Below are 24,478 nucleotides of genomic sequence, written 5' to 3'. Positions count from 1 at the left end.
GTACACTCGGCAAAGAACTTGCTTGTTCTGGCAAGTGACTAGCATACATCGTTTTTTTTGCAAACTGACTAACAGCCGGTGCTATCGGGTGACGGATCCTGAACCATGGTTATGAAAGCGTCATTACAGCTGAAAATGGGTCAAAGCCTGACCATGACGCCCCAGTTGCAACAGGCGATCAGGCTTCTGCAGCTGTCCACACTCGATCTTCAACAGGAAATCCAGCAGGCGTTGGACTCCAACCCCATGCTCGAAACCCCTGAGGACGATGACGCGCCAGAGGGTGACAACCCGACATCGGACAACGACAACGCCGAGCAGGCAGAAGAGGCGGCGGCTACCGCTGACTCAAACAGTGACTGGGATGAGTCCGAGAACGGCCCCGACTGGTCCTCAGAGAACGACATTCCCGACAATATTCCGGACGATCTGCCCGTTGATACCGCCTGGGATGACATCTACCAGTCAGCTCCCGCGCCCGCAGCCCGCAATGACGACGAGAACGACAGCGACTTCGAAACTCGCAACTCCCCGGCGGAAACCCTTCAGGACCATCTGGAGTGGCAGCTCAACCTGACGCCCCTGAGCGAGCGGGATCAGGCTATTGCTCACGCCTTGATGGATGCTGTGGATGAACGAGGCTATCTGACCTCGCCCATTGACGACATCCATTCCGGGTTAGCGGATGACGCCGATGAAGACCCGCTGGAACTGGACGAAGTTGAGGCGGTTCTGCATCGCCTGCAGCATTTTGACCCGCCCGGCGTGTTTGCCCGGAATCTTCAGGAATGCCTGCTGATCCAGCTCAACCAGCTGCCGTCCGAGACCCCCTGGCTGGCCCAGGCCCGACTGGTCATTACCCACTACATCAATTTGTTGGGCAACCGCGACTATGCCCAGCTACTTCGGCGCAGCCGCCTGAAGGAAGATCAGTTACGGGATGTGCTGGCACTGATCACTGGTCTGAACCCCCGGCCCGGGGATTCGGTGGACCATGCCGAGCCAGATTACGTCATTCCCGATGTCATCGTGCGCAAACACAACGGCCGCTGGCGTGTGGAACTGAACCCTGAAATTGCGCCACGCATTCGGGTGAACGCCAGCTACGCTTCGATGATCAAACGGGCAGACAGCAGCGCTGACAACACCTATTTGCGTGACCAGCTGCAGGAGGCCAAGTGGTTCATCAAAAGTCTGCAGAGCCGCAACGAAACGCTGCTGAAAGTGTCCACCCGGATTGTTGAGCACCAGCAAGGCTTCCTGGATCACGGCGAAGAGGCGATGAAGCCACTGATCCTCTCCGATATTGCCCAGGCCGTGGAAATGCACGAGTCCACCATCTCCCGGGTGACAACCCAGAAATACATGCATACGCCTCGCGGCATCTTTGAACTGAAGTATTTTTTCTCCAGTCACGTCAGTACCGACGAGGGCGGAGAGTGCTCTTCCACCGCAATCCGCGCCATGATCAAAAAACTGATTGCGACAGAAACTCCGAAAAAGCCATTGAGCGATAGCAAAATAGCAGCCATGCTAGGAGAACAGGGCATCAAGGTAGCCAGGCGGACCGTCGCGAAATATCGCGAGGCCATGCACATTCCGCCATCGAACGAAAGAAAGCGGCTGGTTTGATCCGAGAGCATTCCGCCAGCGGAGACATGCGCTGGCACACCGCCGGCCTGTGAAAGGGCCCGGCACGATGACGACAGGAGACGCCTATGCAACTCAATATTTCAGGCCACCATGTAGAATTGACACCCGCTCTGAAAGATTATGTGTCCGATAAGTTTGAAAAGCTCGAGCGCCACTTTGATCATATAAGCAACTGTCAGGTTACGCTGGAAGTTGAGAAGGTGCGCCAGCTTGCGGAGGCAACCCTCCACGTCATCGGTGGTGAAATTCACGCAAAGGCAGAAAATGAGGATATGTACGCCGCTATCGACTCACTGATCGACAAGCTGGATCGTCAGGTCCTCAAACACAAGGAAAAGACAGTCGATCGCATGCACGGCAACGGTGCCCGCTAAGACACGGTTATCCTTGCGTTCAAAACAATCGAGCTGCGGCACGGCGGACGTGCCGCAGCCTTTTTTTACGGCACTTTTTACGGAATAACAGTCGATCCATGAGCGACACGCCCCTCACCATTGAAAACATTCTTTCGCCGGAGCTGACGCTTTGTCGGATTCCTGCGTCCAGCAAAAAGCGGGTTCTGGAATTTATTGCCGAACGGGTAAACCACCAGGATGCCATTCTCAGCGACACCCAGATTTTCAACAACCTGATCTCCCGGGAGCGGCTCGGCAGCACCGGCATCGGCCAGGGCATTGCCATTCCCCACTGCCGGCTGGAAGGGTTGGATCATGTGGTAGGCGTGCTGATGACCCTGGAAGAGGGTGTCGGATTCGATGCCATCGACAACCAGCCGGTGGACCTGGTTTTTGCCCTGATTGTTCCCAAGGAAGCCACCAGCGAGCACCTTGAGCTGCTCAGCCAGCTCGCGGAGAAGTTCAATGACCGGGGTTTTTGCGATCAACTCAGGCAATGCACCGATGCTCAGGCATTGTTCAGCCGGATGACCGATAAAACCGGCTGACCATTCTCCCTTAGAGGCAACAGGCGATGAAACTGATCATAGTCAGCGGCAGGTCCGGCTCAGGTAAAAGTACCGCACTGCATGTGCTGGAAGACCTGGGGTTTTATTGCATCGACAATCTGCCCATTGGCCTGCTGTTTCCGCTGACCAAAGAAGCGGCGGACCACAACACCTCGCCCGGGCGATTGCGAAAAATGGCAGTCAGTATCGACGCCCGTAACCTGGCCGGTGCGCTATCGAATTTCGAGACCATTTATCACCAGTTGCAGGAAACCGGCGTTACCGTTGAAATCATCTACCTCGATGCCGACGAGCCATCTCTGCTGCAACGCTTTCACGCCACCCGACGCAAGCACCCCCTGAGCGATGACAAAACATCGCTGCGTGAAGCCATCAGCCACGAGAAAACACTGCTGGAGCCGCTTGCAAAGCTGTCTGACCTCTATATTGAGACCACCGGGATGTCGATGTACGAGCTCAGAGACATGGTCAAACAGCGGGTTGTCGGACGCAAGGATCAGGAGCTGGCCCTGCTGTTCCAGTCGTTCGGGTTCAAACATGGCGTGCCTCTGGACTCCGATTATGTGTTCGACGTCCGTTGTCTGCCCAACCCTTACTGGGACACTAGCCTGCGCCAGTTTGTGGGTACTGACCAACCGGTGATCGAATTCCTGGAAAAAGAGCCACTGACCCGTAAGATGGTGGACGATCTTACCGCCTTTCTGGAGAGCTGGCTGCCCTCGTTCGCGGACAGTAACCGCAGCTACATGACCATCTCCATTGGCTGCACTGGCGGGCAGCATCGGTCGGTCTACGTCTGTGAACAGATTGGTCGCTACTTCCGCACCAACTATAACAACGTTCAGGTGAGGCACACCGAGCTGCCCCATCTGCAGAACCGCGAGCAAAACTGAACTACCATGATTCGCCGTAACGTCACCATCATCAACAAGCTGGGGCTGCATGCCAGGGCGACAGCCAAACTGGTGGCCACAGCGTCTGCCTATGAAAGTGTCGTGCGGATCAGCGGTAAAGGCCGCGAGGTGGACGCCAAAAACATCATGCAGGTCATGATGCTCGCGGCCAGCAAGGGCACCGAGGTAGAGCTGAGCGCCGAGGGGCCAGATGAGCAGGACGCGATCGAGTCGTTGATCGAGCTGATCAATGACTATTTCGGCGAAGGTGAGTAACCGGCCACGCCCAGCCGTCTGCGATATTCACCTACAACTCTTTCTCACCTCTAGCGCCTAACTTCGCTATAATGCGGGGGTTTTCTGACGGTGGGTGATTCATGACCGATATTCTGGAAAAAAGCCAGGCCCGCCAGCGCCTTCGTTCACTCAGCGAAGCGCTGGACAGTGGCGCACTGAAGCAGGTTGCCCGCATCCTCAACGGCGGCCTGAGTCCCAGTGATATCGCCCACCTGCTGGAATCGTCACCACCCCGCCAACGCGCCCTGCTCTGGAACCTGGTGGAAAAGGACCTCGAAGGTGAGGTGCTGTCCTACCTCAGTGACGATATCCGTGGTTATTTCCTCAGCCAGCTCAACGCCCAGGAACTGGCGGACATCATCGAGAACTTTGAGTCCGATGACCTGGCCGACCTTCTGCAGCAGTTGCCGGATACGGTTATCCAGGAAGTTCTGGATACCATGGACGAGCAGGACCGGCAGCGGGTAGAGGAAGTCCTCTCTTATCCTGAGGATACCGCCGGCGGCCTGATGAACACCGACACCATCACGGTGCGGCCAGAAATCAGCATCGACGTTGTACTGCGCTACCTCCGCCGCCATCGCAACCTGCCGCCGATGACCGACAGCCTGATTGTGGTCAGCCGGCGTGATGAATTTATCGGCATGCTGCCGATCACCAAAATGCTGGTGTCCAATCCGGCGGCAACCGTGCGGGAAGTCATGGACACCGACATCGAGCCGGTTCCGGTCTCGCTCTCGGACACCAAGGTCGCCACCCTGTTCGAACGCTACGATCTGATTTCGGCCCCGGTGGTGAATGACGATGGCCGACTGCTTGGCCGCATCACCATCGATGACGTGGTAGACGTTATCCGCGAGGAAGCGGACCACTCGCTGATGAGCATGGCCGGCCTGGATGAAGACGAGGACACCTTCGCGCCTATTTTCAAAACCACCCGCCGGCGGGCTGTCTGGCTGGGCATCAACCTGCTCACCGCGTTTACCGCGTCTGCCGTGATCGGATTGTTTGAGGAAACCATTGCCAAGGTCGTGGCCCTGGCGGTCCTGATGCCTATTGTTGCGAGCATGGGCGGGATTGCCGGCAGCCAGACCCTCACGCTGGTGATTCGCGGCATGGCCGTGGGTCAGATCAGCGGCGCAAACGTCGGCTGGCTGTTAAACCGCGAACTGGTGGCCGGCATACTGAATGGTTTGCTCTGGGCTGCGGTGGTGGCAACGGCCGCCACGCTCTGGTTCCAAGACTTATTGATTGGTGGCATCATTGCGGCCGCGCTGGTTATCAACCTGGTGGCGGCGGCCCTGGTCGGCACCGTACTGCCACTGTTTCTCAAATCGCGCAATATTGACCCGGCTCTGGCAGGCAGCGTTATCCTGACCACGGTGACCGATGTGGTAGGCTTTATGTCTTTCCTCGGCCTGGCCACCCTTTTCTATGCTTAGTCAGATGTCGGATTACGCTTCGCTAATCCGACCTACTCAAACCATTGCGTATCCACCGTAGGTCGGGTTAGCGAAGCGTAATCCGACAAACAGGCAGCTCTATGAAAGATCATCAGGACGACAACGAAACGCCGGAATACCTCGGTCCCAGCAAGTCCCAGATGAAGCGTGACATGCACGCTCTTCAGAATCTCGGCAAACGCATGCTGGAACTGAGCAATGACCAGCTCGAAACACTGACCATCAGCAGCACGCTGCGGGCGGCCATTGAGGAATCCCGTCGCATACGCCAGAACGAGGCCAAACGCCGGCACCTGCAGTTCATTGGCAAAGTCATCCGCCAGGAAGACGATCCCGACGGCCTGAAGCGAGCCATTGATGCCTTTGACGCTGGCAGCGAAGAGCACACCCGCCGCCAACACCTGTCAGAACGCTGGCGTGACCGAATGATTAGCGAGGGCGATTCCGCCGTGGGTGAATTCGTCGCGTATTGTCCCGGTGCGGACATCCAGCACCTTCGCAATCTCGCCCGCAACGCACGCAAGGATCTGGACAAACAGAAAAACACCGGTCAGGCTAAAAAACTGTTCCGCTACCTGCGCGAGTGCATTGACGAGGTGTCATAGCCTCCCCGCGCTACTTTCCGGTCAGACGTCGATGCTCCCATACGGGCATACGGCTTCGCACATTCGAAAGATGGTTGCGGTCCAGAGCCGCGGTGACAATGCCCGGGCCTTCGGGCAATTCAGCAACCACCTTGCCCCAGGGATCGCATACCAGGCTGTGGCCATAGGTCCGGCGGCGCTCACTGTTCTGGCCACCCTGCCCGGGCGCTACGACCCAAACCTGATTTTCGATGGCCCTGGCTCGAATCAGCGCGTGCCAGTGGGCATCGCCCGTCTGCCAGGTAAACGCACTTGGCAGGCATACCCACTCAGCGCCTTTATCCCGCAAGGCCCGGAACAGTTCCGGAAACCGGAGATCGTAACAGATGGCCAACCCCAGCAACCCCGCGGGCGTTTGTACCGTCATCACGGCGTCACCCGGTTCAAAGGTATCAGACTCCCGATACTGACCATGGGCATCTTCGACCATGGCATCAAACAAATGGATTTTGTCATAACGGCTCACCTCATGGCCCTGATCATCAAAAACCAGGCAGGTGGCGCGCACTCGCTCGTCAACCATCGAGCCGTCGGGGCGACTTGCCAGCGGCAGTGAGCCTCCCACAATCCAAAGACCATGGGTACGGGCCTGGTTGGCCAGAAAGCGTCGGATGACCGGTTCGTCGGAGGCTTCCTGCAGCCCGCACGGCCGCATTTTCGACGTCGCCAGTACGGCGAAATTCTCCGGCAATACCGCTACCGAAGCACCCTCTTCGGACGCCTCGGCCAGCAGCCGGGCGGCTTCGTCAAGGTTCGACTGAAGATCATGGGTGCTCACCATCTGGATGGCGGCAACGGTGTCGGTGAGGTTACTGTTCATGGATGCCTCCGATGGGATAAATGCCTTCAGAACCCTGTTTACTCGCCGTTGCCAAAAACCCCGCGCAAATCGACATCCGGCTCGTCCCAGGTTCCGTTAACACTATAAGTTGCACTGGTCAGTTTGCTCAACGGATCGCCAAGAATTTTGTCCAGCACGAACAAGGCACCGCCAATCGGTGCTCCGGCACCCATCAGCAAGGCAGCCAGCGGCAGGTTCTGGGTAAGCGGAATCACCACGACCAACTGCATGTCGAGGGTTTCCGTAGCCATGTCCGTGACACCGGACAGCTTGAACGCGCCTGACGGCCCAACCACCTGCAATTCCGGGTCCCAGCGGAGCAACCCATCGGTGATGGTGGCCTTGCCAGAGATCGCGTCAAACGCCACACCGGCTTCATACAGATCCGAAAAATCCAGCTTCAGTCTTCGCCAGAGTGTGTCCGAATTCAGCAGGTTGAAGACCCGAAACAGCTGGGCGGTATTATTCCGCTCGAGAATCACGCCCTCGTCCAGCCTCAGGCTGGCTGAACCGTTCAGTTCTTCCATACCGAACTCATTCGGGCGGCCCGGCCACTCCAGATCCAGCTGAATGGCCGTTTCTTCATTACGTAGCGGGATGTCGGCACCGAAAAAATGCCCCAAGTCTCCCAGTGTGCCACCTTTAATCTCGCCGGCAAATCGCGTCAACTCACGATTGCCGGCAATATTCCAGATCATCTGACCGGTCAGGTTCAGGGAGTTGAGCTGGCCTTCGATCTGCTCCACGCCCAGGCGGTCAAGCTCTGGCCGTAACAGGAACGACCACGCGCCGAGGGCGTCATCGTTCATCGTCAGTTCGGCAATGCGCACGTCTACGTCCGGCCATCGGCCAATGTCCAGAGCCCGGAACGCTTCCAACTGCTCGGCAACACTCAGCTGTTCGGCTTCATCCTTTTCATCCGCACCGTCCCGTGACAGGTGCAGGTTCTGAAAATCCACAGTGATGGCGTCATCGCCTTCCGGCACGACAATACGACCGGTTGCCCGCTCAGACTGGGTGTTGATGGCCCACCGGTCGCCAAGATCGCTGGCGGAAACATCAATGTCCGTTAACAACTGACGACCCAGCCATATCCGGTGGATGTTCACATCGACACCACTGTCACTCCGCAGCAGGTCCAGTGCAAGGCGATCCTCCCAGGTTGCCGCAATACCCAGCTTGCCGCCCTGGTCTGGATCAATGGTAATCCGCAGCGGTGTCTCTTCGCCCTCCGATTTCGCCAGCGGTTCCGGCCAATTGACGGAGACACCTTTCAGATTTGATGTCAGCGTCACTGTTGATGCCATATCGGATGACACCTCAAGTGTGGCGGTGTAATCGGTCACGCCGTCCATGCCGAAAGAGACGTTGCTGTCCAGCCCGCTGCGCTCAAATAATCCAGGGAAAGTGGCCTGCCCTTGCTGGCTAATCGAAAGGGTGTCACCAGAGGCACCCTGGGCAAAAGCCACCGTAACCGGGTCTTCCATAAATCTGGCCTCGAACGGCTCACCCGTAAAGCCGGTCGCCGTGCTGTATCGCAGCTCCCCGCTCACTTGTTCCCATACCAGGGCCGCATCGGGATAGCTGACCCGGCCATTGGTGGTGGATACCGTTGCGTCCACGGCCGGCTCGCCTCCGGTGCCCGTCCGTTCCCCAGCATTCAGGGGCAACGCCAGGGCAAGGTCCAGAGCATAGTCGCCCTCAAATTCAACACGTTCTCCGGCCGTGCCAGCCATCTCGCCCAGCGGGCTGTTTTCAATCCAGTAAGCCACGGCAGAACCGGGCACCCGGGCGGATGCGTTCACTGAGAGGTTGGTGCCCGCATCGCCGGGCACCACGGTGACTTCCCCAGCATCGACAGTGATCTGCCCGGTGTTCCCCGCCTCTAGCGTCACCCGCGTCAGGCCGTCGTGAATGACGACCTCGCCGCGTGCGTTTTCAACCTCGGGCCAGCGTTCATGGTAACGCACCCGCCCGTTGTCGAACCGGTAACGCATGGACGAGGTGAACGACCCTTGCGGCGCACTTGCACCAATTTGCCCATGCCCGTAGTAAACGCCTTCGGTGATGTTGGCCTCGGCAATGGCGGTGGTCAGCCATTGGTACAGGTCCGGGTCTACTACTTTCACCGGCACGAAGTCCGCAATCATAGTCGCATCCCCGTCACGCACACCCACCTGCATGCTGAGGTTGTCCTCCCCGCCACGATCCATCCGCAGGTCAAATGCACCGGTCAGGGCAGTCTGAGAGCCATAATCCATAGCAAGATGATCGGACCAGACCCGGGTGATTGCGCCGTCCAGTTGCCACGCAACCCGGCCCTGAAAACGGGAGAACAACCAGCTATCACCGAACAGTTGGGGGAAATCCAGAGTCAGGTTTGTGCTATCGACATCCACATAACCACGATGGTCGGTCATGACCAAACGACCATCCAGACCCTGCACGCCCGGAGCGCCCTGAATTGCCGCCACAGTGACGTCATCCAGCACCGCTGACAGGCGAAAACCGTCTTTGGTGCCATCGCTCAGCTGAAAACGCAGATCGTCCAGCTCTCCGCTCGGGCGATATTTTTCCAGTGCTTCACGGGCCAGGGGAGGCAAAAGCCCGGCATTGGAAAATACCCGGCGCAGTGGGCGCAGCGGGACGTTATCAGCAATGAGGCCGACACCGTCTTCCTGTTGCAGAATGCGCAAACTGAAAGGCGACACTGTGTCGTCATCCCAGGTCCATTCAAGGTTGGAAAGGTGAACCTCGCCGGCACCGGTCAGAGCTTCCAGATCAGTCGGCATGGCCTCCGTCAATGCGGTTTCGCTGCGCCGCCAGCCAAAACGGGCACGGATATTTTCCAGTGGCGCGAGGGATTGCCGGCCAACGCCTAATTGCAGGTAAGGCGTCTCCACGGTGCCAGTCGCCTGCTCCAGACTGCCGTCACGGAATGTGAGCCAGGCCTGCCCTCCGAGGTCGAACCCTTCCACCCGGATATCCCGCCAGGCGTACTCATCGATCAAACCATCGAACAAACGCCCAGAGTTTACGTCTACATACACCTGACCATTGAACCCGCCACGGAAAAAGCGCTGGCCCAGCAGGCTGAAACTGGCCAGTTGTTGTGTGGTGCCCGCCTGCATCGCCCGGCCGGAGGCCATGAACAGCCCCCGACGGTAGACCAGATCCAACTGCGGAATGTCCACGAAACGGACTTTGTCGTTGTTGTCACGGATACCCAGATTGACCCGGGTAATCCGAACACTGGGGTCTGACAGCCAGGCCCCTGCCAGATTCAGCCATCGCTGCAGATCGTTGGTGACAGGGTCTGGCAAGTCCACGCCTTCGACGGACACATCGCCACGGGGAGTCTGGTTCAGGGTGACTTCCAGGCCATCGGCCTCGAAGTCGGCGAACACTATGCGGAAACGAAACAGCGAGGCCAGAGTGTCCAGGCGTATCCGGAGGTGCTGCAGGGACCCGACAACGTCACCTCCCGGCGCGTTGCGAACACGAAGATCCTGGGCTTCCAGGGAAGGGTCAAGCCAGTTCCAACTGGCATTCAGCGAACCGATGGTGATGTCCTGGCCCAGCTCTTCCGACAGCCGGCGCTCGATATCGTCGCGAAAACTGTCGATATTCTGGGTCAGTTGGCGCCCAATGCCGGCGTAGAGCGCCAATAGAACCAGCACCACCAATAACAACCACCACACCAACCCGGCCAGCCGGGAAGCCAGCCGGACCGGCGTATTATCCAGGTCCTGTTGGTTGCGCATGGGTGCCTATAATGGGTGCCTACAAAAGAACCACGTCATACTGTTCCTGGCTATAAAACGGTTCAACCTGGAAACGGATGGCCTTTTCGATAAAGGTTTCAAGGTCCGCCACGTTGTCTGACTCTTCATCCAACAGACGGTCCACCACGCTCTGGGAGGCCATGACCAAATAGCTTTCTGCATCATAGGCGCGGTTGACCCGGAGTATTTCACGAAAGACTTCGTAGCAGACCGTCTCGCTGGTTTTGAGAAATCCGCGACCATCACACACCGGGCATGGCTCGCACAGAATCTGGCCGAGACTTTCCGTGGTGCGTTTGCGGGTCATCTCCACCAACCCCAGCTCGGATACGCCGGTGATCTTGGTCTTGGCGTGGTCTCGCTCCAGCATTTTTTCCAGCATCCGATGGACCTGGCGCTTGTGCTCAGGGTCGTCCATGTCGATGAAATCAATGATGATGATGCCACCGAGGTTGCGCAGGCGCAGTTGGCGACTGATGGAGCGAGCCGCTTCCAGATTGGTTTTGAAGATGGTTTCTTCAAGATTGCGGTGACCGACAAACCCGCCGGTGTTGATGTCGATGGTGGTCATTGCTTCGGTCTGATCAATGATCACATAGCCGCCGGATTTGAGCTGCACTTTGCGGCTGAGGGCCTTCTGAATTTCATCCTCAACGGAGTACAAGTCGAAGATGGGGCGCTCACCCGGGTAATACTCAACCTTGTCGGAAAACTCGGTGACAAACTCCTCCACGAATTCCATCACACGCTGATAGCTCTCCTTGCTATCGATGCGGACTTTTTCGGTCTGAGGCCGGACCAGATCACGGATGGTGCGGATAAACAGCGGCAGATCCCGATACACCGCAGCAGGTGCCTGTACCCGTGCAATACGCTCGTAAATCGACTGGCACAAGCGATGCAGGTATTTCATATCGCCAATCAGGTCCTCTGCAGCCGCGGCTTCGGCTGCCGTGCGGATGATGTAACCGCCCTGCACTTCGGTCTGTTCCTTGGCGGCGCTGTCGACCAACTCTTTCAGCCGCAGGCGCTCATTGTCATCTTCGATGCGCTGAGAGATGCCGATGTGGCAGATACCAGGCATGAAAACCAGGTAGCGGGACGGAATAGACAACTGGGTGGTAAGCCGCGCGCCTTTGGTGCCAATGGGATCTTTGGTGACCTGAACCACCAGTGACTGACCTTCCCGCAGGAGCGTGCGAATGTCCGGCACCACTTTCGGCATATCATTGCTGGTGCCTGCGGATTGCCCGCTAACCACATCGGAGGCATGAATAAACGCCGCACGTTCCAGGCCGATATCGACAAAGGCGGCCTCCATGCCTGGCAACACTCGCACCACTTTGCCCTTGTATATATTGCCCACAATGCCTTTGCGGCTGGTCCGTTCGATGTAGGCTTCCTGCAGCATGCCGTTTTCGACAAGAGCCACCCTTGTCTCGACCGGGGTAACGTTGATCAGAATTTCTTCACTCATTGTGGCTCCTTTCGAGTTAATGCCTACCACCGAACTGTATACTGCCCCGCATCTCGTTCACAAAAATACCACCAAGTCCCTGAATGCCATAACAACAGACAGCATGGGACGTTCCTATCCCAGTTTTCGGTTCAGGTTGTCCAGCAGGACACAGAGGAAGGGCCAGACAACTGCACTGGTAATGGCCGGCCAAAGGTAGCTGAACCCTGCATCGTCTGCGCCGAGCATCTGTTTGAGAAAATGCACCAGCATCTGATTGATACCCAACAATAAAAACACCATCAGGCACTGCTGAGGCATTGGGTACATGCGCAGGCGCTGGTGGATAGTCAGTACCAGAAAGGCAAGCAGCCCCATCGCCACGCCATTCACCCCCAATGGCGTAGCTTCAAGCACATCCAGCAGCAAGCCAAGGCACCAGGCCAGCAGGATGCCGAACTGGGCAGGAGCCCTGAATGTCCAGTAGAAAACCACCAACCCAAGCCACTCCGGGCGAAATTCAAACCACCCCAGCGGGAACAGGGCAATACTCAACACCAGCGCCAGAACAGCGCTCAGTGCAAACACCGGATAACTGATTACCGATAACATCAGCGCACCTCGTCCGCGTCAGGCTCGAGACCAATATTGACCGCAGAGTCATCCTGGCCGTGCATGTTACCGTCTTTATCGGGATCACCCTCTGGCGAGAACACCACCAGAACCAGCCGGCTCTGATTGAGCCTGGCTTTCGGGGTGGCCTCGATGTTGACGAAAGGCTCGCCGGACTCCTTGGTGATTTCGGCCACTTCCGCCACCGGATACCCTTTTGGAAACCGCCCACCAAGCCCCGAACTGACCAGAAGATCGCCTTCGCGAACATCCGCCGTATCAGGTACGTGAACCAATTCCAGGGAGTTAATATCGCCGTTACCCAGAAGGATGGCCCGCAGCCCGTTACGAACCACTTCCACCGGCACCGCGTGACTGCTGTCTGATACCAGCAATATCCGGGACGTAAAGCTACTGGTTTGCTGGACCTGACCCATCAGGCCGTTGGCATCCAGAATAGCCTGGCCAACCGTTACCCCGTCGCGACTGCCCTTGTTGATGACCACTTCGTGGGAAAACGGATCTGGAGAAACGCTTACGATTTCACCCACAATCACTCGGTCATCGAGCACGTCCGATGAATTCATCAACCGGCGCAGTTCGTTGTTCTCAGAAGCCAGCGCGGCGTATTTCAGCGCACGGCGCTCGAGGATCAGCATGCGGGCCCGGAGATCTTCGTTTTCGGCCCGCAGGTCTTCACGGGTAGTAAACAATCCGGCAACCCAGTGCTCCACTTCCGAGGGCGCATTACCCAGCCAATGGATGGGAGCCATCCCTGTGCCGATCACGCTGCGCACGGGCGTCAGTTTATCAAAGCGGGCGTCCGAAACGATCATGACGGCTGAAATCACAACGATCAGCAACAGCCTTAAACCGGGAACGGGGCCCTGCACGAAGATGGTTTTAATGGCGGGTCCTCCCGCCCATGGCGCTTGGGCAGATACGACAACCGCCGCAGTGGCAGGGCACTTGCGGCGGTCGGGGACGAGCGGGTGTCAGGCATACTGCCGGTACCACGGGGTTACCCCTCCTGGGAAAACATTCCAATGCCACCCCGGTCAATCACTTCCAGCGCCTTGCCACCGCCGCGCGCGACACAGGTCAGCGGGTCTTCAGCAATGATCACCGGCAGGCCGGTTTCTTCACTGATCAGCTTGTCCAGCCCGCGCAGCAGAGCACCGCCACCGGTCAGAACGATTCCACGCTCGGCGATATCAGAAGCCAGCTCGGGCGGGGACTGCTCCAGAGCGCTTTTCACTGTCTGAACGATCTGTGCCAGCGACTCCTGCAGCGCGTCGAGAATTTCTTCGCTGTTCAGAGTAAAAGCTCTGGGCACACCTTCGGCCAGGTTGCGGCCGCGCACGTCAATTTCGCGGATGTCGAGGCCTTCGTAGGCACAGCCGACTTCATGCTTGATGCGCTCGGCGGTAGAATCGCCGATCAGGCTGCCGTAGTTGCGGCGCACGTAAGTGACGATGGCTTCGTCAAATTTGTCGCCCCCTACCCGAACCGACTCGGCGTAGACAATGCCGTTGAGAGAGATGATGGCAATTTCGGTGGTACCGCCGCCGATATCGACGATCATCGAGCCGCTGGCTTCTTCCACCGGCAGGCCGGCACCAATAGCGGCGGCCATGGGCTCTTCGATCAGGAAGACTTCGCGGGCACCGGCGCCAAGGGCGGATTCGCGGATGGCTTTGCGCTCGACCTGGGTGGACTTGCTCGGCACGCAAACCAGTACTCGCGGGCTCGGGGTGATGAAGCTGTTTTCGTGCACTTTATGAATGAAGTGCTGCAGCATTTTCTCGGTCACCACGAAGTCGGCGATCACGCCGTCTTTCATGGGGCGGATGGCGGTGATGTTCCCGGGGGTGCGACCCAGCATCCGCTTGGCCTCTGAGCCAACCGCGGCAACCATTTTCTGGGAGCCGGCGGTGCGAATGGCTACAACAGAAGGCTCGTTCAGTACGATACCGCGTTCACGCACGTAGATAAGGGTGTTGGCGGTGCCCAGGTCGATGGACAGGTCGCTGGAGAATAATCCTCGGAGTCTTTTCAACATTCGTGTAGTTTCAACCTGAGAGTTGCAGTCGCTAAAATGATGCGGCAACTTTAGCAGCGAGCACCCCGGCAGGCAAGGCATGATCAGGCCGTGAGCCTGTCCGTTAACACTTTGCCACAAAAAGCCACACCCTCCCGCTGTTGGCGGAATCTGTTACCATATCGCTTTCATTTTTTGACGTGGGTTCAGGGCTTGGGTGTTTGGGCACTTGAGAGACGGCTTTCCAAAACACGCTCGAGCACATCCATGTGGCGCTTGAGCTCCGCCATCCACGGCTCCGCACAGTTTTGGAAAGCCGTCTCTCAAGCACCCTCGAACCCATGCAAAACTTCAACTGGCCTTGATCTGGCTTTTAAATTACTGAAACTTCATATTTCTGGGAGGCAATGTGACCATTTCCCGCAAGGACATTGAGAAAGTCGCCGTGCTCGCGCGCATTCGCGTGGATGAGGCGCAGGTTTCGGCGCTTGAGAAGGACCTGGGCAACATTCTGGACCTGGTCGACCAACTTGCGGCAGCCGACACCGCCAATGTGGAGCCCCTGGCCCACCCACTGGATGCGGTGCAACGCCTGCGTACCGATGAAGTAACAGAGACCAACCAGCGGGACGCTTTCCAGGCCATCGCGCCGGCAACCGAGAACGGTCTGTACCTGGTGCCCCGGGTCATAGAGTGAACAAAGAGCATTGAGCGATCGGACGAACAGCGACGTAAGCAGGACGTAACATGCATAACAAATCGGTAGCAGAGCTTTCCCGAGAGCTGGAAAGCGGCAAGATTTCCAGTGTTGAGCTGACCCGGCAGTTTCTTGACCGCATCCAGCGGGAAGACGGCCAGTTCAACAGCTTTATTACGGTCACTGAAGAGCAGGCCCTGGCAGACGCCAAGTCCGCGGATGAGCAGCGCGCGACTGGCAAGGCAACACCCTGGACCGGCGTGCCATTCGCTCATAAGGACATTTTTTGCACCAGCGGCGTACGCACGACTTGCGGTTCGAGGATGCTGGAGAATTTTGTTCCGCCTTACGATGCGACGGTCACGCAGAATTTCCGCAAGGCCGGTGCGGTTTGCCTGGGCAAGACCAACATGGATGAGTTCGCCATGGGGTCGTCTACCGAGTCCAGCTATTTTGGCGCGACCACCAATCCCTGGGGAGCAGGCAGTGGCGACAAGCGGGTGCCCGGCGGCTCCTCTGGCGGTTCTGCCGCAGCCGTCGCTGCACGGCTGGTGCCAGCGGCGACAGCAACGGATACCGGCGGCTCTATCCGCCAGCCGGCAGCATTATGTGGTGTGACCGGCCTGAAACCGACCTATGGCCGGGTGTCCCGTTACGGCATGATCGCGTTCGCCTCCAGCCTCGATCAGGGCGGTGCCATGGCACGGACGGCCGAGGACAACGCGCTGATGCTGAATGTGATGGCCGGCTTCGACCCAAAAGATTCCACTTCGGTGGACCGGCAGGTGCCGGATTACACCGCCACGTTGAACGAACCTTTAAAAGGCCTGCGCATAGGGCTGCCAAAAGAATATTTCAGTGACCAGCTCAGCCCCGCCATGGAGCAGCAGATTCGCAACGCGGTGAAGGAATATGAAAAGCTCGGCGCGACGGTAAAAGACGTGTCCTTGCCGAACGCCAAGCTGGCGATTGCTGCTTATTATGTGGTGGCCCCCGCCGAAGCCTCTGCCAACCTGTCCCGTTTTGACGGTGCTCGCTATGGCTACCGCTGCGAAGATCCGAAAGACCTGATGGACATGTACACCCGCACCCGGGCAGAGGGCTTCGGTGCCGAGGTAAAGCGACGGATTATGGTGGGCACCTACGCGCTGTCTGCCGGTTATTTTGATGCCTATTACCTGAAAGCCCAAAAAGTACGCAGACTGATCCAGCAGGACTTCATCAACGCCTTCAAGGAAGTGGATGTGCTGATGAGCCCAACCACACCCTCCCCGGCCTTTGTTCAGGGCGAGAAGTCCAACGACCCGGTCACCATGTACCTGGAGGACGTGTTTACCGTGGCGATCAATTTGGCGGGCATCCCGGCGATGTCGGTACCGGCGGGTTTTGTGGGTGGACTGCCAGTGGGTCTGCAGATTATCGGGGATTACTTCTCCGAGGCCCGCTTGCTCAACGCCGCCCATCAATTCCAGCAGGTGACCGACTGGCACCAGCGCGAACCGCAATAAGCCCGATACAGGAGAATGATTATGCAGTGGGACGTTGTGATCGGGCTGGAAATTCACGTTCAGCTCGCCACCCAAACCAAGATCTTTTCCGGCTCCAGCACCGCCTACGGGGCCGAGCCCAACACCCAGGCCAACGCTGTTGATTTGGCCATGCCGGGCACCCTGCCCGTGCCGAACGAGCAGGCGTTCCGCTACGCGGTGATGTTTGGCCTGGCGGTGAATGCCGAGATCGAGCGTCGCTCGGTGTTCGAGCGCAAGAACTACTTTTACCCGGACCTGCCCAAGGGCTACCAGACCACCCAGCTGGAACGGCCGATTGTCGGCCCGGGTTATGTGGACCTTGACCTGGCCGGCAACAAGACCAAGCGCGTGCGCATCCACCACGCCCATCTGGAAGAAGATGCCGGCAAGTCGTTACACGAAGACTTCCATGGCATGACCGGCATCGACCTGAACCGTGCCGGTACGCCGCTGATCGAAGTGGTCACCGAACCGGACATGACCAACGCGGACGAAGCGGTGGCGTTTGCCAAAAAGCTGCATGGCATTGTGACGTCGCTGGGCATCTGCGACGGCAACATGTCTCAGGGCTCCATGCGGTTTGACGTGAACATCTCGCTGAAACCACAGGGCTCCGAAACCCTGGGCACCCGCACCGAAACCAAGAACCTGAACTCTTTCCGTTTCATGGAACAGGCCATCGCCCACGAAGTGGAGCGGCAGATGGAGGTCCTGGAGGACGGCGGCACCATTGTGCAGGAAACCCGCCTGTACAACGGTGACCGGGATGAATCCCGCTCCATGCGGAGCAAGGAAGAGGCCAACGATTACCGCTACTTCCCCTGCCCTGACCTGTTGCCGGTGGAAATCGATGACGCATTCATCGAAAACGCCCGCAGCCAGCTCCCGGAACTGCCGGATGCTCGCAAGGTGCGCTTTATGGAGCAGTACGGCCTGAATGACTACGACGCCGGCCTGCTGGCCGGTGATTCGCAACTGTCGGCTTTCTTCGAAGAAGCCATCAGCCACGGCAAAGACGCCAAGCTAACCGCCAACTGGATTCAGGGCGAATTCTCCGCCCGCCTGAACGCCGAGGAAAAATCCGTTGCCGAATCCCCCATCTCCGGTACCCAGCTGGGTGATCTGGTGGTGCGGGTTGCCGACAACACCATTTCCTCAGCCGGTGCCAAGAAGGTGTTTGAGGCCCTGTGGTCAGGCGAGAACAACAACGTCGACGCCATCATCGACGCCAAGGGCTTGAAGCAGGTGTCGGACACTGCCGCGCTGGAGGCGATGGTCGATAAAGTTCTTGCGGACATGCCGGACCAGGTAACCCAGTACCAGGATGAAGAGGATCCCAAAAAGCGCAAGAAGATGCTCGGCGGCTTCATGGGGCCGCTGATGAAGGCATCCAAAGGCCAGGGCAACCCGAAGCTGTTTAACGAGATTCTTGTTAAGAAGCTCGGGGGGTAATGCGTCACAAAACTGACACTATCAGCGACAGACATCTTGCTGTTTACTAATCAAACAACTAGACTTTCAGTTGGTTATAGCGAATTGCAAGCCTATTGCACCCAGCAACCAAAACATTCATCCTGAATAAAAAATACGTCAGAAGAATCAGAATGAAACCAATGGCCTCAATGCACAATCTTCGTAACCAGCAACGAGTAGGTGTCTCAGCCGAGGTCACCATCGAGAAACGCGACGGCAGCGCCCTTGATTGCAAGATCGCCAATATTTCACGAACTGGCATCATGATTTCCTGCACCCAGGAGCTGGTTCAGGAACTGGTACCCGGCCAGAAAGCGCCGATACCGGGAAACTGGGTCCCAGTGAAAGCGCGGTTTTCGGTTCCCGTGGTTGCCACCCAACCGGTCTTGGTGATTGCCGACGGCAACATTGTGCACATGCGCCGCATCGCGCGGGACGAATATCAGGTCGGCATTCAATTTTTAGAGTTCGAAGGCAACGGTTATGAATACGTAGACCGTTACGTCAGCAAGCTTCTGGCTGCCGCTACACCCTGACGCCAGCGAACGCCCGCCCTATAGAACCGCGAACATGCTCCCGATATATTCTTATAGCAGCAAACTCTAGCCTGACACCTTCTTATACCCTAATCGCCTCTGGTATGATTGTGCTATTCACACGCAAAGCCCATCCGGCACGCAAGGCGGCAACAGATCACAATGACCACATACAACCTCACCCATCTCAAGCAGCTGGAAGCTGAAAGTATCCACATCATACGGGAGGTCGCAGCCGAGTTTGATAACCCGGTCATGCTCTACTCCATTGGTAAGGATTCAGCGGTCATGCTGCACCTGGCGCGCAAAGCGTTCTATCCCGGCACGCCCCCGTTTCCACTGATGCACGTGGACACCACCTGGAAGTTCCGCGACATGATCGACTTCCGGGACCGCAAGGTGAAAGAATACGGCCTGGACCTGATCGTTCACAAGAATGAAGACGGTATCAGGCAGGGCATCGGCCCCTTCACCCACGGCAGTGCCAAGCACACCGACGTGATGAAAACCCAGGCTCTGAAGCAGGCCCTGGACAAGTACAAATTCGACGCAGCCTTCGGCGGCGCCCGCCGGGATGAAGAAAAATCCCGCGCCAAGGAGCGAGTGTATTCGTTCCGCGATGAGTACCATCGCTGGGACCCGAAGAACCAGCGTCCGGAACTCTGGAACACCTACAACGGCAAGATCAACAAAGGTGAGAGCATTCGCGTGTTCCCGCTGTCCAACTGGACCGAGCTGGATATCTGGCAGTACATCTACCTGGAGAACATCGAGATTGTGCCGCTGTATTACTCCGCGGTTCGCCCGGTGGTTGAACGGGACGGCACACTGATCATGGTAGACGACGATCGCATGCCGCTAAAGGAAGGCGAGAAGCCGATGATGAAATCCATCCGCTTCCGCACACTGGGCTGCTACCCCCTCACCGGTGCCATCGAATCCGAGGCCGCCACGCTGCCTGACATCATCCAGGAAATGCTATTGGCCACCAGCTCCGAGCGCCAGGGTCGAGTGATTGACCACGATTCAGCCGGTTCCATGGAACAGAAAAAGCGGGAAGGGTACTTCTAAGATGTCACACCAGTCTGATCTGATCGCCGAAGACATTCAGGCCTACCTGAAGCAACACGAGAACAAGGAACTGCTGCGCCTGCTGACCTGCGGCAGCGTCGACGACGGCAAAAGCACCCTGATCGGTCGCCTGCTGCACGACACCAAAATGATCTATGAAGATCACATGGCCAGCCTGAAAACCGACAGTGCCAAAATGGGCACGACCGGTGAGAAGCTGGACCTGGCCCTGCTGGTGGACGGCCTGCAGGCGGAGCGCGAACAGGGCATCACCATCGATGTGGCCTACCGCTATTTCTCCACGGATAAACGTAAGTTCATCATTGCCGACACCCCGGGCCACGAGCAGTACACGCGCAATATGGCCACCGGTGCCTCAACGGCGCAGTTGGCGATTCTGATGATTGACGCCCGCCACGGCGTACTGACCCAGACCCGCCGTCATTCGTACATCGCATCGCTGCTGGGCATCCGCCATGTCGTGGTTGCTATCAACAAGATGGATCTGGTGGATTTCAGCGAAGAGCGCTTTAACGAGATCAAGGACGAGTACCTGGCTTTCGCCAGCAAACTCGGCCTGAAGGATATCCGCTTCGTGCCAATTTCGGCGCTGGAAGGCGACAACGTGGTCAATCGGAGCGAAAGCACGCCCTGGTTTACCGGCCAACCGCTGATGGAAATCCTGGAGACGGTGGAAGTCTCCCGTGACAAGAACCTGGAACACTTCCGCTTCCCGGTGCAGTACGTCAACCGCCCCAACCTGAACTTCCGTGGTTTCTGCGGCACCATTGCCTCAGGCGTTATACGCCCGGGTGACCCGATCATGGCCCTGCCCTCACGCCGGACCAGCACGGTGAAGGACGTTGTCACCTTCGAAGGCAATGTCGAAGAAGGCTATATCGACCAGGCCGTGACTCTGACCCTGACCGATGAAATCGACGTCAGCCGTGGTGACATGCTGGTCAAGCCAGATGACGAGCCAGAGGTGGGTAACCGCTTCAACGCCAATATCGTCTGGATGATGGACGCACCGCTGGAAACCGGGCGGCTGTATGACATCAAGCTCGGCCCGACATTCACCTCGGCCACAGTCAAGAAAATTCACCATCAGACCGACGTAAACACGCTGGAGCAGAATGCCAACCCCGCTGCGCTCCAGGTCAACGAGATCGGTTTGTGTGAACTGACCCTGAGTCAGCCCGTGGCGTTTGACGCCTACCCGCGCAATCACGCCACCGGCAGCTTCATTGTGATCGACCGGCTAACGAACGTGACCATTGGCGCGGGCATGATTGCCGGCACCGCCAGCGATGTGGAATCCCTGGAACCGGTCACCGTGGAAGAGCGGGCTCGGCGACTGGCCCAGAAGCCTGCCATCGTCGCCTGTGGCGGCAAAAAGGCGCAGGCTCTGGCCCTCGCGGTGGAACGCTCGTTGTTTGATCAAGGCAAAACGGCGGTGGTGCTGAGTGAAGACAATGCTGGTGGCCCGGATGATCGTCGCCGCACGGCTCAATTGCTGTCAGCTCACGGGCTGATTGCCATTGCCGTGAATCTGGGCACGGATGTAGCCAGCGCTGCAGTCTCAGCCGACAGCGATGAAGAGATTCCCGCTGCGGTGCATGAACTGGTGCAGGATCTGGTGCGCAACAAACGGATCTGAGGCCTGGACTGTGTGGAGCCCCCCGTCGGATTACGCCTTTGGCTAATCCGACCTACAGGCATACAGGGCCTTATCGTAGGTCGGATTAGCGCAGCGTAATCCGACAATTCATCAGGCCCCGAAAACCGGCACAATGCAAAGGTTTTGTAGGTCGGGTTAGCGCAGCGTAACCCGACATTCAAGAAGCCACTAAAACCGGTACAATGCAAAGCCCTGAAGGTACAGCCTTCAGGGCTTTGTTTGTTTTGTATACCAACCTGGGAAAAGCGTTTTCATGGCCATCAAGCAGCTTCGTACTCTCTTTGCCAACCAGTACCAGCCAGGGCAACCGGCACGTATACGCCCGGGTGACGCCCTGACCGAACCCGGCGGCGACTACGAGGCCCTTCACAAGCAAATGAAGCGGCTATTCAACAGCAAACCCGGCAAGAAATACGGCCGCTTCACCGATGACATCGGCGAAAGCCCGCTGAGCAGCTGGCTGAAGGACTACCTGGACGACAAACAATCCTTCACTTCGCTCACTGATCGCCTGTTCGGACAATGGCAGGAGTTATTGAACGGTGCCCAGGAGGAGTTTGAGGGGCACCTGATGATGGTGCACGAAGCACTGGCCGATTCCGAAGTGGTTTACCTGCTGGTGATGGAAAACGACAGTGCCATGCGCTTCGACGCCAAACAGACCCTCGACGCCACAGACATCCTGAGCCTCTCCCGCCTGAACCTGGCGGTACGCATCGAACTGGACGACTGGCGCGGTGAGAACCCCGGCGAGAATTACCTGACACTGGTCCATGCCCGTGGCACCGGCGAAGGCGGGGACCTGTTCATCAAGCTGTGCGGCTTCACCAACCAGGTCGATGTGGAAAAAGAAACGCTCACCTTCCTGGATGCCGTGGAGGCGTTTGCAAAATCCTCCGAACCGGAAGAGGCCGGCAAAGTTCGTACCCGTGCCTATGAATTCTGCAAGGAACAGCATGCGCTGGGTGAACCAGTGGCTATAGAAGCGTTGTCCGGCTACCTGGATGAAAATCAACCAGAACGTTTCAAGGAATTTGCCTCCCAGACCGCTGAAATGCCTGAAAGTGGCGTGCTGCACCCGGACCATCGCAAGGTGAAAAAACTGGTGCGCATTGCCGGCTCCGGCGGCGGCATGAGCGTGTCATTCTCATCGGATCTGGTGAACCAGGCGATCTACTACGATCGCGACAAAGATGCGCTGACCATAACTCGGCTGCCGAAGGCGCTGCGAGAGCAGTTGCAGCGTTACCTGGAGGCGCGGGAAGAATAGCGCAGAGCTTGATGAGGAATACCGAGACAACGGTGGTTGAAGTTTAGCCACCCCGTTATACTACACAGTCCATTTTTGCCAGCGCTCTCCACCACCCCGGCGCCAACACACCAGATATCGTGAGACTCATGGCCAAGAAGCTGTACATCAAAACCCACGGCTGTCAGATGAACGAGTACGATTCTGCCCGCATGGCAGACCTGCTCAAGACGGGCGAAACCGTCGAGATGACGGACACCCCTGACGACGCCGACATCCTGCTGCTGAACACCTGCTCCATTCGGGAAAAAGCCCAGGAGAAAGTGTTTCACCAGCTCGGCCGCTGGAAAAAGCTCAAAAACACGAAGCCGGAACTGATTATCGGCGTGGGCGGTTGCGTCGCCAGCCAGGAAGGCCAGGCCATTCTTGATCGCGCCCCTTACGTGGACATGGTGTTCGGTCCGCAGACCCTACACCGCCTGCCGGACATGATTACTGAAGTGCGCGCCAAAGGTAATGGCGTTGGCGTCGTGGACGTCAGCTTCCCCGAAATCGAGAAATTCGACAACCTGCCAGATCCAGGTGCCAACGGGCCGTCTGCATTCGTGTCCATCATGGAAGGCTGCAGCAAATACTGCACCTTCTGCGTGGTGCCTTATACCCGAGGCGAGGAAGTCAGTCGCCCGGCGGATGACGTGATCGCGGAAGTGGCGCACCTGGCCAGCCAGGGTGTACGCGAGGTAAACCTGCTCGGCCAGAACGTGAATGCCTACCGTGGCGATACCCACGATGGCGACACCATGGACCTGGCAGAGTTGATCACCCTGATTGCCACCATCGATGGCATAGACCGCATCCGTTACACCACCTCGCATCCAGTGGAATTCACCGACGCCCTGATCGACGTCTACGAGCAGGTCCCGGAACTGGTCAACCACCTGCACTTACCCGTGCAAAGTGGCTCGGATCGCATTCTGGCCGCCATGAAGCGCGGCCATACAGCGCTAGAGTACAAGTCCAAGCTTCGCCGTCTGCGCAAGATCCGGCCGGACATCAGCTTCTCCTCGGACTTCATTATCGGGTTCCCGGGTGAAACCGAAAAAGATTTCGAAGACACCATGAAGCTGATCAATGACATCGGCTTCGATATGTCCTTCAGCTTCATCTACAGCGCCCGGCCCGGAACTCCGGCATCCGATTTGCCGGATGACACGCCGATGGAGGTGAAGAAGCAGCGCCTGAGCATTCTTCAGGATCGGCTGAACCAGAACGTGATGGATATCAGCCGTAAGATGGTCGGTTCCACGCAGCGGATTCTGGTGACCGGGCTGTCAAAGAAAGACCCAGGGGAGTATGCGGGGCGCACGGAGAACAATCGGATAGTGAATTTCCGGCATGAGAGCCCGAAGATCGTGGGCAACTTTATCGACGTCGAGATTGTTGAGGCTTATCCCAACTCTTTGCGTGGGGTGCCTGTTAGTTCGCAGTTGTTTTAAGGTTCGGATCGCATTCGTCTATGGCCTGGAGTTTGGCGAGTGGTGGGAAGCCCCTCCCAAAAACCGCTACGAGCACATCCATGTGCGCTTCTCTCCG

General features: G+C 57.7%; 21 protein-coding genes. 15 read left to right on the top strand and 6 right to left on the bottom strand.

The window, feature by feature from the left end:
- Positions 1-111: 111 nt before the first annotated feature.
- From WD429_RS07015 to yjgA, 7 genes are all read left to right on the top strand, one after another.
- On the top strand, positions 112-1,632 hold the full coding sequence (locus WD429_RS07015) for an RNA polymerase factor sigma-54 (protein WP_368421461.1): 1,521 nt from the start codon (positions 112-114) through the stop codon (positions 1,630-1,632).
- Positions 1,633-1,718: 86 nt separating this feature from the next.
- Positions 1,719-2,027, top strand: coding sequence for a ribosome hibernation promoting factor (gene hpf, locus WD429_RS07010; protein WP_368421460.1), 309 nt, complete (start codon positions 1,719-1,721; stop codon positions 2,025-2,027).
- 98 nt (positions 2,028-2,125) lie between these two features.
- A complete protein-coding gene (gene ptsN / locus WD429_RS07005) occupies positions 2,126-2,596 on the top strand; it encodes a PTS IIA-like nitrogen regulatory protein PtsN (RefSeq protein ID WP_368421459.1) in 471 nt (156 codons plus the stop codon).
- Between the two features lie 26 nt (positions 2,597-2,622).
- Positions 2,623-3,510 (top strand): RNase adapter RapZ, encoded by an 888-nt coding sequence (gene rapZ, locus WD429_RS07000; protein ID WP_368421458.1) that lies wholly within the window; start codon positions 2,623-2,625, stop codon positions 3,508-3,510.
- A gap of 6 nt (positions 3,511-3,516) precedes the next feature.
- The gene (locus WD429_RS06995; RefSeq protein WP_368421457.1) at positions 3,517-3,786 is read left to right on the top strand and encodes an HPr family phosphocarrier protein; all 270 of its coding nucleotides are present in this window, start codon (positions 3,517-3,519) and stop codon (positions 3,784-3,786) included.
- A gap of 101 nt (positions 3,787-3,887) precedes the next feature.
- Positions 3,888-5,249 (top strand): magnesium transporter, encoded by a 1,362-nt coding sequence (gene mgtE, locus WD429_RS06990; protein WP_368421456.1) that lies wholly within the window; start codon positions 3,888-3,890, stop codon positions 5,247-5,249.
- Positions 5,250-5,350: 101 nt separating this feature from the next.
- Positions 5,351-5,875, top strand: coding sequence for a ribosome biogenesis factor YjgA (gene yjgA, locus WD429_RS06985; RefSeq protein ID WP_368421455.1), 525 nt, complete (start codon positions 5,351-5,353; stop codon positions 5,873-5,875).
- A gap of 10 nt (positions 5,876-5,885) precedes the next feature.
- On the opposite strand, the gene WD429_RS06980 is transcribed toward yjgA, so the two are convergent.
- From WD429_RS06980 to WD429_RS06955, 6 genes are all read right to left on the bottom strand, one after another.
- On the bottom strand, positions 5,886-6,734 hold the full coding sequence (locus tag WD429_RS06980; protein ID WP_368421454.1) for a carbon-nitrogen hydrolase family protein: 849 nt from the start codon (positions 6,732-6,734) through the stop codon (positions 5,886-5,888).
- 38 nt (positions 6,735-6,772) lie between these two features.
- Positions 6,773-10,519: a YhdP family protein gene (locus tag WD429_RS06975; RefSeq protein WP_368421453.1), complete on the bottom strand. Its 3,747-nt coding sequence runs from the start codon at positions 10,517-10,519 to the stop codon at positions 6,773-6,775.
- 19 nt (positions 10,520-10,538) lie between these two features.
- Complete coding sequence (gene rng, locus WD429_RS06970; protein ID WP_368421452.1) at positions 10,539-12,017, bottom strand: ribonuclease G; 1,479 nt, start codon at positions 12,015-12,017, stop codon at positions 10,539-10,541.
- A 114-nt stretch (positions 12,018-12,131) separates the two neighbouring features.
- Complete coding sequence (gene mreD, locus WD429_RS06965; protein WP_368421451.1) at positions 12,132-12,608, bottom strand: rod shape-determining protein MreD; 477 nt, start codon at positions 12,606-12,608, stop codon at positions 12,132-12,134.
- The gene (mreC, locus tag WD429_RS06960) at positions 12,608-13,501 is read right to left on the bottom strand and encodes a rod shape-determining protein MreC (RefSeq protein WP_368421450.1); all 894 of its coding nucleotides are present in this window, start codon (positions 13,499-13,501) and stop codon (positions 12,608-12,610) included. The genes mreD and mreC overlap by 1 nt, the downstream gene beginning before the upstream one ends.
- A gap of 128 nt (positions 13,502-13,629) precedes the next feature.
- Positions 13,630-14,670: a rod shape-determining protein gene (locus WD429_RS06955; protein ID WP_368421449.1), complete on the bottom strand. Its 1,041-nt coding sequence runs from the start codon at positions 14,668-14,670 to the stop codon at positions 13,630-13,632.
- A gap of 388 nt (positions 14,671-15,058) precedes the next feature.
- Between WD429_RS06955 and gatC the strand changes: the two genes are divergently transcribed.
- From gatC to miaB, 8 genes are all read left to right on the top strand, one after another.
- Positions 15,059-15,346, top strand: coding sequence for an Asp-tRNA(Asn)/Glu-tRNA(Gln) amidotransferase subunit GatC (gene gatC / locus WD429_RS06950; RefSeq protein ID WP_368421448.1), 288 nt, complete (start codon positions 15,059-15,061; stop codon positions 15,344-15,346).
- Between the two features lie 50 nt (positions 15,347-15,396).
- On the top strand, positions 15,397-16,854 hold the full coding sequence (gatA, locus tag WD429_RS06945; protein WP_368421447.1) for an Asp-tRNA(Asn)/Glu-tRNA(Gln) amidotransferase subunit GatA: 1,458 nt from the start codon (positions 15,397-15,399) through the stop codon (positions 16,852-16,854).
- 21 nt (positions 16,855-16,875) lie between these two features.
- On the top strand, positions 16,876-18,327 hold the full coding sequence (gene gatB, locus WD429_RS06940) for an Asp-tRNA(Asn)/Glu-tRNA(Gln) amidotransferase subunit GatB (RefSeq protein ID WP_368421446.1): 1,452 nt from the start codon (positions 16,876-16,878) through the stop codon (positions 18,325-18,327).
- Between the two features lie 152 nt (positions 18,328-18,479).
- Positions 18,480-18,884 carry a PilZ domain-containing protein gene (locus WD429_RS06935; protein ID WP_368421445.1) on the top strand — a complete coding sequence of 135 codons (405 nt, stop codon included), beginning with the start codon at positions 18,480-18,482 and terminating at the stop codon, positions 18,882-18,884.
- A gap of 162 nt (positions 18,885-19,046) precedes the next feature.
- The gene (cysD, locus tag WD429_RS06930) at positions 19,047-19,955 is read left to right on the top strand and encodes a sulfate adenylyltransferase subunit CysD (protein WP_368421444.1); all 909 of its coding nucleotides are present in this window, start codon (positions 19,047-19,049) and stop codon (positions 19,953-19,955) included.
- 1 nt (position 19,956) lies between these two features.
- A complete protein-coding gene (gene cysN / locus WD429_RS06925) occupies positions 19,957-21,615 on the top strand; it encodes a sulfate adenylyltransferase subunit CysN (protein WP_368421443.1) in 1,659 nt (552 codons plus the stop codon).
- A gap of 274 nt (positions 21,616-21,889) precedes the next feature.
- Positions 21,890-22,906 (top strand): nucleoid-associated protein, encoded by a 1,017-nt coding sequence (locus WD429_RS06920; RefSeq protein WP_368421442.1) that lies wholly within the window; start codon positions 21,890-21,892, stop codon positions 22,904-22,906.
- 128 nt (positions 22,907-23,034) lie between these two features.
- Positions 23,035-24,381, top strand: coding sequence for a tRNA (N6-isopentenyl adenosine(37)-C2)-methylthiotransferase MiaB (gene miaB, locus WD429_RS06915; RefSeq protein WP_368421441.1), 1,347 nt, complete (start codon positions 23,035-23,037; stop codon positions 24,379-24,381).
- Positions 24,382-24,478 lie beyond the last annotated feature (97 nt).

Origin of the sequence: Marinobacter sp., from assembly GCF_040904845.1 — a bacterium.
GTDB lineage: Bacteria > Pseudomonadota > Gammaproteobacteria > Pseudomonadales > Oleiphilaceae > Marinobacter.
This window is presented reverse-complemented; position numbering and strand designations above follow the sequence as displayed.